Origin of the sequence: Gordonia aichiensis, assembly GCF_039946255.1 — a bacterium.
GTDB classification, from domain to species: Bacteria; Actinomycetota; Actinomycetes; order Mycobacteriales; family Mycobacteriaceae; genus Gordonia; species Gordonia aichiensis_A.
Genome location: NZ_JBCDWL010000023.1, coordinates 37,381 through 49,792 on the forward strand (window position 1 = coordinate 37,381; position 12,412 = coordinate 49,792).

Annotated in this window: 9 protein-coding genes; 5 read left to right on the plus strand and 4 right to left on the minus strand. The window is 69.9% G+C overall.

What is annotated here, in order from left to right:
- Positions 1-1,041: a prenyltransferase gene (locus AAFO60_RS19125; protein WP_347957835.1), complete on the plus strand. Its 1,041-nt coding sequence runs from the start codon at positions 1-3 to the stop codon at positions 1,039-1,041.
- Between the two features lie 56 nt (positions 1,042-1,097).
- Positions 1,098-1,937, plus strand: a complete 840-nt coding sequence (locus AAFO60_RS19130) for an LLM class F420-dependent oxidoreductase (RefSeq protein WP_347957836.1) — start codon at positions 1,098-1,100, stop codon at positions 1,935-1,937.
- 731 nt (positions 1,938-2,668) lie between these two features.
- Here the strand turns inward: AAFO60_RS19130 and AAFO60_RS19135 are convergent.
- The 4 genes from AAFO60_RS19135 to AAFO60_RS19150 form a co-directional block, all read right to left on the minus strand.
- Positions 2,669-3,385 carry an ATP-binding cassette domain-containing protein gene (locus tag AAFO60_RS19135; RefSeq protein WP_347957837.1) on the minus strand — a complete coding sequence of 239 codons (717 nt, stop codon included), beginning with the start codon at positions 3,383-3,385 and terminating at the stop codon, positions 2,669-2,671.
- Positions 3,382-6,201: a branched-chain amino acid ABC transporter permease/ATP-binding protein gene (locus AAFO60_RS19140; RefSeq protein ID WP_347957838.1), complete on the minus strand. Its 2,820-nt coding sequence runs from the start codon at positions 6,199-6,201 to the stop codon at positions 3,382-3,384. Before AAFO60_RS19140 ends, AAFO60_RS19135 begins: the two co-directional genes overlap by 4 nt.
- Positions 6,202-6,333: 132 nt before the next feature.
- Positions 6,334-7,587: an ABC transporter substrate-binding protein gene (locus AAFO60_RS19145; RefSeq protein WP_347957839.1), complete on the minus strand. Its 1,254-nt coding sequence runs from the start codon at positions 7,585-7,587 to the stop codon at positions 6,334-6,336.
- Positions 7,588-7,800: 213 nt separating this feature from the next.
- Complete coding sequence (locus tag AAFO60_RS19150) at positions 7,801-8,463, minus strand: class I SAM-dependent methyltransferase (protein ID WP_347957840.1); 663 nt, start codon at positions 8,461-8,463, stop codon at positions 7,801-7,803.
- Between the two features lie 44 nt (positions 8,464-8,507).
- Between AAFO60_RS19150 and AAFO60_RS19155 the strand changes: the two genes are divergently transcribed.
- The 3 genes from AAFO60_RS19155 (at position 8,508) to gmd (ending at position 12,408) form a co-directional block, all read left to right on the plus strand.
- Positions 8,508-9,476, plus strand: a complete 969-nt coding sequence (locus AAFO60_RS19155) for an NADPH:quinone oxidoreductase family protein (protein ID WP_347957841.1) — start codon at positions 8,508-8,510, stop codon at positions 9,474-9,476.
- A gap of 354 nt (positions 9,477-9,830) precedes the next feature.
- Positions 9,831-11,342: a sugar transferase gene (locus AAFO60_RS19160; protein ID WP_347957842.1), complete on the plus strand. Its 1,512-nt coding sequence runs from the start codon at positions 9,831-9,833 to the stop codon at positions 11,340-11,342.
- A gap of 40 nt (positions 11,343-11,382) precedes the next feature.
- Positions 11,383-12,408, plus strand: coding sequence for a GDP-mannose 4,6-dehydratase (gene gmd, locus AAFO60_RS19165; RefSeq protein WP_347957843.1), 1,026 nt, complete (start codon positions 11,383-11,385; stop codon positions 12,406-12,408).
- Positions 12,409-12,412: the final 4 nt, after the last annotated feature.

Genomic DNA, 12,412 nt, shown 5'->3' on the forward strand with positions numbered 1-12,412 from the left:
ATGAGCCTGCCGTGGATCTCGGGCGTGCTGACCCGCGCACAGGTGCGGGCCACGGGCGCGGCGATCGTCGAGATGCAGGAACCCGACGGTGCGCTGCCGTGGTTCCCGGGCGGAAAGACCGACCCGTGGGATCACGTCGAGTCGGCGATGGCGCTGACCGCCAGCGGCTTTCACGCGCAGGCGCGAGCGGCCTACGAATGGTCGGCGCACACCCAGCGCGCCGACGGCTCCTGGCCGCGGGAGCTGCGGGTGGGGCGCGTGGTGGACGCCGGTGTCGACTCCAACTTCTGCGCGTACATCGCGGTCGGCGTGTGGCACCACTATCGGGCTTCGGCGGACGAGGCCTTCCTGTGGAGCATGTGGCCGACGGTGCGCGCCGCGATCGACCGGGTGCTGATGTTTCAGCGGGCCGACGGCGCGTTCCGCTGGGCGGCGGACTATCGGACCGGCGAGATGTTCGACGACGCGCTGATCACCGGGAACGCGAGCATCTACTCGTCGCTGTGCTGTGCGAGTCGCATCGCGGCCGCTGTCGAGGTGCCGGTGCCGGAGTGGGATCGGGCGCTGGCCGACCTCGCCGCCGCCTTCACCAGGCCGACCGAGACCTTTCTGCCACCCAGCGACCACTCGATGGACTGGTACTACCCGGTGCTTGGTGGACCGATCCGCGGCGCGGCGGGCCGGGCGCTGCTCGACGAGCACTGGGATCGGTTCGTCGTGCCCGGGCTCGGCGCGCGATGCGTCGATCATCGACCCTGGGTGACCGGCGCCGAGACCAGTGAACTGGCGTTGGCGCTGGAATCGGTCGGCGACGTCGATCGGGCCGCGCAGATGGTCGAATCGATCCAGCATCTGCGGGATCCCGATGGCTCGTACTGGACCGGGCTCGTCTTCGCCGACGGCAAGCGCTGGCCGGTGGAACGCAGTTGCTGGACGTCGGCGGCGGTGATCCTGGCGGCCGACGCGATCAGCCGTGCCACGCCCGCCGGCGGTGTCTTCGCCGAACTCGGCTCGGTGCCTGTTCCCGCCCTCGACTCTTAGTTAGACTTGTGTCCAGTCTGGTGTCCATTCGGGGCGCCGCGGATTCGGAGGGTCACGTGGATTTCGGAATCGTGCAGTTCACCAGCGATCGCGGACTGCGTCCCCAAGAGCTGGCGCCGCTGATCGAGGAGGCGGGCTTCGCCGCCTACTACGTGCCGGAGCACAGCCACATCCCGACCAAGCGGGAGGCGGCGCATCCGCGGACCGGTGACGCGAGCCTGCCCGACGAACGGTATACCCGCACCCTGGATCCATGGACGTCGCTGGCGGCCGCGGCCGCGGTCACCTCGCGGATCGAACTGTCGACGGCGGTCGCGCTGCCGGTGCAGTCCGATCCGCTGACCCTGGCCAAGACCATCGCCACCCTCGATCACCTCTCGCAGGGACGTCTGAGTCTCGGCGTCGGCTTCGGCTGGAACCTCGACGAGTTGGCCGACCACCACGTACCGGCCGGTCGCCGCCGCACGATGCTGCGCGAATACCTGGAGGCCATGCGCGCCCTGTGGACGCAGGAGGAGGCGGAGTACCACGGCGAGTTCGTCGACTTCGGCCCCAGCTGGGCGTGGCCCAAGCCGGAGCGGACGATCGCCGTCAACGTCGGCGCCGCGGGCACGGAGAAGAACTTCAAATGGATCGCGCGCAGCGCCGACGGCTGGATCACCACCCCCGGTGAGACCGAGATCGACGACTCGGTGGCCCTGCTGAACAAGGTGTGGTCCGATGCAGGCAGGGAAGGGCGGCCGCAGATCGTCGCGCTCGACATCAGGCCCGACGCCGAGCGCTTGGCGCGGTGGGAGGAGATCGGCGTGACCCGCGTGCTCTACGGCCTGCCCGACAAGGACCTCGACACCGCGCGCGCCTACCTGACGAAGCTGGCGGCCAAGCTCGCCGCCTGACCGCGCGCTCGCCTGTCTTCTAGGGTGGTCGCGCATCGAGCCCAGGGTGCGGGGGTCTCGATACGCTCGCTCTCTTCGTTCGCGGGCTACTCGACCGGCCTGGGGGCGCGGCTTCAGGGTGGTCGAGTAAGCGACCGGAGCGTAGCGGAGGCCGCGCATCGAGACCTGCGGGTGTGGGGGTCTCGATACGCTCGCTCTCTTCGTTCGCGGGCTACTCGACCGGCCTGGGGGCGTCTCGCCCGGCCTGGGGGCGTCTCGCCCGGCCTGGGGTGGGGCGGTTTTAGGGTGGTCGAGTAAGCGACCGGAGCGCAGCGGAGGCCGCGCATCGAGACCTGCGGGTGTGGGGGTCTCGATACGCTCGCTCTCTTCGTTCGCGGGCTACTCGACCAGCCTGGGGTGGTGGTGCGAGGCTGGGCGGGTATCGCCGCAAGCAGTACGCTCACGGGCCGCCGCCGGCAATGTTCCGGAGGTGGCTGCTGAGCGTCCTGTTTGCGGGAGTGTGGCGCTGGGTGCCCGGGGATGCGGGGGTCTCGATACGCTCGCTCTCTTCGTTCGCGGGCTACTCGACCAGCCTGGGGGCGTCTCGACCGGCCTGGGGTGGGGCGGTTTTTAGGGTGGTCGAGTAAGCGTCCGGAGCGTAGCGGAGGCCGCGCATCGAGACCTGCGGGTGGGTGTCGGCTCCGGAGGCCTCGACCAGCGTGCGGTGGGGCCTCCGGAGGGCTCGATACCCCTCAGCCCGCCATGTACGCCGCCTCCAATCGGCCGAGGTCGGCGGTCAGGGCGGCGGCGTTGTCCTCGAGGTGGATGCGGCCGCGCACCAGGACGACGGCGCGGTCGGCGACGCCCAGCGCGAGGTGCACGTGCTGTTCCACCAGGACCACCGAGGTGCCCTGCTCCGCGGCCACCTGGCGCAGCACCGGCAGGATGGCCTCCACGATCACCGGCGCCAGACCCATGCTGAGTTCGTCGATCAGCAGGACATCGGGCTTCTGCAACAGCGCCCGAGCGAGGGCGAGCATCTGCTGCTCGCCGCCCGAGAGCTGCCCCGCAGCCACCGGGAGTCGCTTGCGCAGGGCCGGGAAGTAGCCGAGCGCCACCTCGATCTCCTGCGCCGCCGCCTTGCGGCCCCGTGCTCGCGCCGCGAGCCGCATGTTCTGCTCGGTGGTCAACTTCCGGAAGAGCGCGCGATCGTCGGGCACCAGGACCAGCCCGTTGCGCACGGCCGCCCGCGGATTCCCCGAAGGCAACTCGGTCCCGGAGACGGTGACCGTGCCCGCCTCACGGGGCAGCAGCCCGGCGAGGGTCTCGAGCAGCGTCGTCTTACCGGCGCCGTTCGGACCCAGCAGGGCCACCACCTCGCCCTTGCCGATACTCAGATCCACCTCGTGCACGCACGGGCTGTTCCGGATCCGGGCGGCCGACAACCCGGCGCATTCGAGTACGTTCACTTCTGCTCCTCCGCGGTCGTGCCTGCCACCCGTGTCGCCGCCTGCGCCGCCGCGGCGTCGCCGGCTGCGGGACCGGTGTCGTCCGGGACGTCGTCCGGGCCCGCCATCTCGGCGGCCAGCGGTGACCCGAGGTAGGCCTTGATGACGGCGTCGGACGATCGGATCTCGTCCGGGGTGCCGGTGGCGATGACCGAGCCCAGGTCGAGCACGATCACTCGATCGCACACCCCCAGAACCAGATCCATGTCGTGATCGATCAGCAGCATCGCCGTCCCCGACATCTGCGCGGCCCGCAGACGCGCGCCGAGCCACTGGCTCTCGTCGGTGTCCAGACCCGCCGCCGGCTCGTCGAGCAGGGCCACCCGTGGTTCACCCGCCAGCACGCGCGCCACCGACACCAGCTGCCGCTGGCCCTGGGAGAGTTCGGCGGCGGGCACGTCGGCCAGATCGGTGATCCCCAGCAGATCGAGGGCCTTGTCGACCGCGCCCTCCGGGCTGCGCCCGGCCGCGACCTTCAAGTTCTCGATCACCGACAGGTCGTCGTACAGCTCGATGTCCTGGAAGGTGCGGCCCAACCCGGCGCGGGTGCGTTTGTGCGGCGCCAGCCTGTCGATGCGGCGTCCGCCCGTCGTCACCTCGCCGGTGGCGGGCACGAAACCGCAGATCGCATCGACCAGGGTGGTCTTGCCTGCACCGTTGGGGCCGATGAGGCCGACGATCTCACCGGCCCGGAGCTCGAACGACACGTCGTCGACGGCGACCACCTGCCCGTACTTGACGCCGACGTGATCGGCGCGCAGGACGACGTCGCCGACGGCGCGCGTCGGCGTCGTTCCGGTCTCCGCCCCCGGCGCGGCGGTGTCGGCGCCGCGCGAGAGGTCCGCGGTGGCCGCCCGCTTGGGCGGGCGGATGGCGGTCAGCCTGCCGGCGATGCCGTCCGGGCTGGTCACCACACCGACGATCAGCAGGGCGCCGCTGGCCAGCATGTAGTAGTCACCGAAGTTGAGGTACTTGTCCATCGCGAAGTACATCAGCGCGCCGGGCGCGATGACACCGGCGATCAGCGAGCCGGTGATGGAGGTGACGCCGGCGATGTAGATCACCGCGAACAGCGCGATGCCGCTGAACACCGTGTACGACGTCGCCGTGGCCAGCGTCTGCTGATAGGCCAGCAGCGAGCCGCCCAGGCCGGCGATGAAGGAGGCGATCGCGAACGCGGCCAACTTGGTGGCGCCGACGTCGATGCCGGCCGACGCCGCCGACCGCTCGTTCGCGCGGACCGCCAGCATCGACGCGCCCAGCCGGCTGCGTCGCAGGGCGGCGACCGCCAGGGCGGTGATCGTCAAGATCACCAGGCACATCACGCCGAAGGAGATCCTCGGATAGCCGTCGCCCGCGCCGATGCCCAGGTCGATCCCGAACAGCGACGGTGAGCCGATCGGCGCACCGTCGAGCCCGCCGTTGAAGCTCGGATTGCGGAACCAGAAGGCTTCGGCGAACACCGCGAGCGCCAGCGTCGCGACCATCAGCGGCAGTCCGCGCACCCGCAGCGCGGGCAGTCCGACGATCACGCCGATCACGGTGGCGACCAGTGCCGCGAGCAGCGGGGCGATCGGGAAGGGCAGCTCCAGGTTGACGGTGAACCGGCTCAACGCGAAGGCCCCGGTGCCCGCGAGCGTCAACTGCGCGAGGGAGACCTGTCCGGTGTAGCCGGTCACGACCAGCTGGGAGAGGGCGATCATGCCGAAGATCATCGACGCGATGACCGCCAGCCGGAGGCTGCCGGAGGTGGTGATCAGCGCGACCACCGCGACCGCGACCCACCCCGCGGTGGGCACCAGAATGCGGCGCGGTCGGGGCGAGCGGCCCAGATCGTTGGTCGAGACCGCGCCGCGGCCCGGGAGCGGACGCCCGCGGATCAGCAGGAAACCGAGGATCAGGATCAGCGGGACCGCTTCGGCCAGACCGGCCTGGGGCAGTGCGTCCCACACCGACTGCAGGTAGGTGGCCTCGGACTGGAGCATGCCGATGACCAGGCCCGCGGTGACGGTGATGCCGATGCCCGCGAAGTCGCCGACCAGCGCCGCGGCCAGCGCGGGCACGATGAACATGGTGTAGGCGACCGGGTTGAGCGGAACGATCGGTGCGATCACGATGCCGCCGACGGCCGCGGTGCCCGAGGAGAGCGCCCAGTTGGCCAGGGCGATCCGGTCGGGCGACAGACCCGTCAGCAGCGCGCCCTTCTCCGACTCCGCGGCGGCCTCGGTCGCCATGCCGAAGCGGGTGTACCGCAGCACCAGGCCCGCGCAGACGGCCAGTCCGACGATGACCGCGGCCAGCCAGAGTCGGTCGGTCGGGATGACGGCGTCGCCCAGGTGCAGGTTGCGCTGGGCGAAGATCGGGCCGACGGTCGGGGTGTCGGTGCCGACCTGCAGGGCGATGAGCGCCTGCAGCACCAGCATCACGCCGATCGCGGCGACGGCCTTGGCGAGCACCGGGGCGTTGCGCATCGGCCGGAAGACGACCAGTTCGGCGATCACGCCGAGGATCGCGGCGAGCAGGACCGAGACCACCAGCGCTGGGAGCACGCCCCACGGCCCGCCGACGTCGACCGTCGACTGGACCCCGGGGATGGGGATCAGCAGTTGGCCGTGGCGGAGGAAGGCGAACGTGTACGCCGCGTAGAGGGCGACGGCTCCGGTGGCGAAGTTGACCACGCCGGAGCTCTTGTAGGTCATGACCAGGGCGAGGCCGAGCGCCGCGTAGACGGCGCCGTTGCCCAGGCCCAGGAGGAGGTATGCGAAAACGGAGGTCATCAGGTCCTCGGAAGTCGAGACAGGTCACCCGGTGCACTGCGGGCGGGTGGGGGCAGCTGCACGAGTAGGAGTCGGGAAGCGTGCCGGGGGTCGTCGAGCGACGACCCCCGGCACGTCTTCAGGTGATGTCGATCAGTGCTGGTTGACGACCTCGGTGTCGACGAGCTTCAGATCGGGCGAGATGGTGCTGACGAGGATGCCGCTGCTGCAGATGCTCGGCAGCATGGGGACGGCCTTGCCGTTGCACGTGAAGTGCAGGCCCGGGGCGGCCGGGATCGGGACGTTCTGCGCGGTGCGGAAGGCGGTCATGACGTCCTTCGGGCCCACCGTGTCGGTCTTCGGCAGCGAGCCGCCGACGCCGGCGAGCGACATGACGATCTGGTAGCCGAGGTAGGAGATGCCGCTGGTGTCGACGTCGGAGGCGTACTTCGCCATCACACTGCGGAACAGCTTGACCGATTCATCGTTCTGATCGGTCAGGTTGACGGTGGTGAACGCCTTCGATCCGGCGACGGCCTCGGCGCCGACGGCGTCGGTGACCGGCTTGTCGATGCAGGTGGAGATCATGAACTTCTTGATGTCCGGGGCCACGGTCTGCAGCGCCTTGATGGTGGTGGTGCACTGACGGGTGTCACCCATGATGGTCACCGCGTCGGGCTTGTCGGAGGCCAGCGCGGCGGTGATGTTGGGCGTCGGATCGGCGATCGAGGCAGGGACGGTGATGACGCGGAAGTCGACGCCGGCCTTGGCGAACATCGGATCGCCGAGCGCCTTGACCGAGGATGCGGCGTCACCGGAGTCGCCGAGGATGACGGCGAACTTCTTGACGCCCTCCTTCGCGGCCTGGGTGGCCTGGGCCGACAGCACGCTCACGACGCCGCCGGCGATCATGAAGGCATCGGGCGAGACCATCTCGGCCTGCGACACCGGAGCCTGCGCGATGTAGGGGATGCCCGCGCCGGAGATGATCGGCAGCATCACCGCGCCCATCGAACCGAACGGCGACACGACGGCCGAGACCTTCTGCTCGACCATCTGGTTGGCGCACTTGGTGGCCGATGCCGGCTCCTCGTGCTCGTTGCAGACCACCAGGTCGATCTTGTGCCCGGCGATGCCGCCGCCGTTCTCGTTCAGGTACCGGGTCGCGGCCTCGCCCGCCTTGCGGACCTCGGGAAGGCTGATCGCGCCGCCCTCGGGGGAGATGAAGCCGACCTTGATCGCCGAACCGGTCGCCGGGTTGGCCGACAGTTCGACGGTGGGGCCGGTCGAACCCGTCGTCGAATTGTCGGAGGCGCAGGCGGTGAGTCCGCCCGCAAGCATGACGGAGGCGGCCAGGATGGCGCCTGCCGCGCGGAGCGGGCGCCTGAGTCGTGAGGAGGTGTCCACGAATATCCCTTCGGTGAGCCGTGTCGCCTCCGTCGTTGGAGGAGATGCACGAACCGGCTGCCGTCGGGTCGCCGATGCAGCCATTTCCGAAAGATAACGCGTCTGATCCACGTTTGTGGCGAAACGCACAACTTTGCATGCCTCTGAGCGTGCATTTTCGAAACGCACCAGGGTTGACAGGCGATGGTCTCGCATGTCCCCATCGGAGGATGGTCAGGTGATCGATCGGGTCAGCACGCGGAGCGAGCCGTGCACCGCCGACTCGGTGAACCGGCCGGAGTCGAGGGCCTGCCGGTAGATCTCGTACGGCGGTCGGCCCCCGTCGGCGGGGTCGGGGAAGACGTCGTGAATCAGGAGTGCGCCGCCGGGACGCACCCAGCGGGCCCAGCCGTCGTAGTCGTTCTGCGCGGCCTCCATTGAATGACCGCCGTCGATGAAGACGAAATCGACCTCGCGCCCCCAGATCCGGGCGGCGGCGGTCGACGGCGCCAGCAGGCCGAGCACCGTCGACTCCAACTCGGCGTCGAACATGGTGCGCCGGAACCGGGCCGCCGTGTCGAGCAGTCCGCTGTGGCCGTCGACGAGGGCGGTGTCGTGGTACTCCCAGCCGGGCTGATGCTCTTCGGATCCGCGGTGATGGTCGACCGTGACGATCAGCGCGCCGAGCGGTTCGGCGGCGGCGCCGAGGTAGACGGTCGACTTGCCGCAGTAGGTGCCGATCTCGACGCCGACGCCCACCGCCTCCGGTTGCGACAGGTAGGCGACCGCGGTGTCGTGGAGGGCTCGCGCTTCGTCGGCGGGCATGAAGCCGGGGGCCTCGTCGGCGACGCGCAGCCGCGCGTCGGACAGTCCTGGCGAGGGGGAGGTCGATGACATGGAACGATCGTATAGACACCTGTCCGGCGGCTACCGTGAGACGCATGAAAGCACAGGTGATCGTCAGTGAGACCGGGCCGGACGGCCTGCAGTTGCAAGACCTTCCGGCTCCCGAACGCCATCCCGGGCAGTATCTGATCGACGTCCGCTCGTGCGGCGTCTGCTTCCCCGACCTGCTGATGAGCCGCGGCGAGTATCAGCTGCGGCCGCCGACGCCGTTCACGCCGGGAACCGAGGTCGCCGGCGTGGTGAGCGCGGCCCCCGAAGGCGGGCGGTTCGCGGTCGGGGACCGCGTCGTCGTCGCGTCCATGCTGGGGGGCTTCGGCGAGCAGGTCGCGGTCGTCGAGCAGCAGCTGTTCCCGCTGCCCGACGAGTTGACCTTCGACGAGGGCGCCGCTCTCGGCATCAACTTCCAGACCGCGCTGTTCGCGCTGACCATGCGGGCGCACCTGCAGCCCGGGGAGACCGTCGGCGTCCTCGGCTCGGCGGGCGGAATCGGCGTCGCCTCGATCATCGTCGCCAAGGCGCTCGGGGCGCGAGTGGTGGCCGTGGTGCACCGCACCGGCAACGAGGAGATGCTGCGCGGGCTCGGCGCCGACGAGGTGGTGGCGCTGACCGACGGATGGAAGGATCGGGTGCTGGAGCTGACCGGCGGCGGCGTCGACGTGATGATCGACCCGGTCGGCGGCGAGGTGTTCGACGAGGCGCTGCGGGCGGTCGCGCCCGACGGTCGGTTCGTGGTCATCGGCTTCGCGGCCGGCGGCATCCCGACGGTGAAGCTCAACCGGGTGCTGTTCCGGAACATCGCGGTGGTCGGCGCGGCGTGGGGCGAGTACATCCGCACCCACCCGGAGGTGCCCGGCGTGCTGCACGAGAAGATCCTCGAACTGGTGGGGCAGGGCATGCGGCCGCCGGTGAACCACGTTTACCGGTTGGACCAGCTGCCGCAGGCCCTCACCGACCTCGCCGAGGGGCGAGTGCGCGGGAAGGCAGTGGTTCGCGTGTCGTCGTAGGAGGGCCGAATCGGGGGTGTGCCTGCGGTTTGCCGAGGCCTCTCGACCGGTCGATCGTTCACGTGAATAAGTGCTGTTATCAGCGATGATTCGACGGGCGGTCGGGTTTGCCGCCCACGTTGCTTCGGGGGCGACGGAAAATGCGCAATCACGCTGCAGGTTTGACTCTCCCTTTACGGTCCGGCGCGCGGCGCGCGGCGGTGCGATTGTCTGGATTCCACCGTCCTCGGCGCCCCGGACCGCCCTGTAACCCTTCGTAACGTGATCTGACTCATCGTCGATCCTCATCGTGAAGCCCGACCGGCAGACGGCGGGCCCGATCCGGCAGCGCGTCCGGGAGGTGATCGAGGAACGATGAGCGTGCAATACGGCACCGATCGGATGTGGGGCGATTCGCGCGCGGACTCCGCGCCTCGGATCGCGCGATCACAGCCGTGGCTCCGCGTCCTCGGCAGACGGCTGCGGGTCTCGGACTTCGCGGCCGTCACCGCCGCGGTCGTCGCCGGGCACCTGATCCGGTTCGGCGCCGACGTGCGGCAGGTGGAGCCCGTCGGCGCCCTCGGCCTCCCGGTGGTGTGGCCCGAAGCGGTCCTGATCATCGGCTGGATGATCGCGCTCGGCGTCGCCCACACCCGCGATCGGCGCGTCCTGTGCAGCGGTGCGACCGAGTACAACCGGGTCATCACCGCGAGCTTCGGCCTGTTCGGGGCGCTCGCGATCACCGACCTGATCTTCAACCTGTCGATCGCGCGCGGGTTCATCGCCGTCGTCTTCCCACTCGGCACCCTGTTGCTGCTGGTGTCGCGCTGGTCGTGGCGCCGTCGGATCGCGCGCGGCCGGACCCGCGGCCGGTACATGCAGTCGGTGCTGGTGATCGGCGAGCCGGTCGCGGCGGCCGAACTGACCAACCGCCTCACCTGCGATCCGGCTCTGGGCTACGAGGTGGTCGGCATCTGCGTCGCCTCGTGCGAGGCGGCCGGTCGGACCCGCGCCGACAGCCGGATCTCGTCGGCCGGCGTCGCGGTCTACCCCGGCTACGACGAGATCCATCGCGTGCTCGCGCAGAGCGGCGCGACGGTAGCGGCCGTCACCGATGCCGAGGTCCTCGGTGACGGGGGACTGCGCGAGCTGGCGTGGGAACTCGACGACCAGGACATCGAACTGCTGGTGGCGCCGGGGCTCGGCGGCATCGCGGCACCGCGGATCACCGTCCGCGCGCAGCCCGGGCTGCCCCTGCTGCACGTGGCGCGGCCCCGCCATCATGCGGCCAACCGGATCATGAAGGTCGCCTTCGACAAGGTGGTCAGCGTCTGCGCGCTCCTGGTCTTCGCGCCGGTGATGCTCGCCTGCGCCATCGCGATCAAGGTGAGCGACCGCGGGCCGGTCTTCTACCTCGGCGAACGGATCGGCGCCGACAACGTCCCGTTCTCCATGTGGAAGTTCCGGACGATGGTCGACGGTGCGGACGCCATGGTCCGCGACCTCGCCGATGCCGACGACGGCAACGGCGTCCTGTTCAAACTGCACGACGACCCGCGGGTGACCCGCGTCGGACGATTCCTCCGCAGGCACAGCCTCGACGAGCTGCCGCAACTGTTCAACGTCATGGCCGGAACGATGAGCCTGGTGGGGCCGCGGCCGCCCCTGCGCGGCGAGGTCGAGACCTACGACCGGATGACGGTGCGCAGGCAGCTCGTCCGCCCGGGCATCACCGGGCTGTGGCAGGTGTCCGGCCGCAGCGACCTGTCGTGGGAGGAGTCCACCCAGCTCGATCTGTCGTACGTCGAGAACTGGTCCCTGACCGGAGACCTGATCATCCTGCGCCGCACGGTTCATGCGGTGCTGTCGAAGAAGGGCGCCTACTGATGCGGCGCCCGCCGCGCACCAGCGCTGACGAAAGGCTCGTATGAAGAAGGCGCTCATCACCGGTATCACCGGGCAGGACGGCTCGTATCTGGCCGAGCTGCTGCTGGCCAAGGGCTACGAGGTCCACGGGCTCACCCGCCGCGCGTCGACCTTCAACACCGGACGCATCGACCATCTGTACCAGGATCCGCACGACCCCGAGGCGCGCCTGTTCCTGCACTACGGCGACCTGAGCGACGGTGCGCGACTGGCGACGCTGATGTCGGCGATCGACCCGGACGAGGTGTACAACCTGGCCGCCCAGTCGCATGTGCGGGTGAGCTTCGACGAACCCGAGCACACCGGCGACACGACCGGCATGGGATCGATCCGGCTCCTGGAGGCGGTGCGGCAGGCTCGCATCGACTGCCGCTACTACCAGGCCTCCAGCTCGGAGATGTTCGGCGCCTCACCGCCGCCTCAGAACGAGTCGACGCTGTTCTATCCGCGGTCCCCCTACGGCGCCGCCAAGGTCTACTCGTACTGGGTCACCCGCAACTACCGCGAGGCGTACGGGATGTTCGCGGTCAACGGGATCCTGTTCAACCACGAGTCGCCGCGCCGCGGCGAGACCTTCGTGACGCGGAAGATCACCCGGGCGGCCGCGCGGATCAGCGCGGGCGTCGAGGACCGACTGTTCATGGGGAACCTCGACGCCGTCCGGGACTGGGGCTACGCACCCGAATACGTGGAGGGCATGTGGCGGATGCTGCAGGCCGACGAACCCCGCGACTACGTGCTCGCCACCGGCCGCGCGTACTCGGTCCGGGACTTCCTCGACGCGGCCTTCGAGCACGTCGGTCTGGACTGGCGGGCGCACGTCGAATTCGACGAACGCTATCTGCGGCCCACCGAGGTCGACAGCCTGATCGGCGACGCCGCGCTCGCCCGCGAACACCTGGACTGGACCGCGACCGTGCACGCCCCCGAGCTCGCCCGGATCATGGTCGACGCCGACGTGGCGGCGCTGGCCTGCGAGGGGCGTCGGTGGATCGACAGTCCCGCGCTGCCGGTGTGGAGCAGCTGAGTGG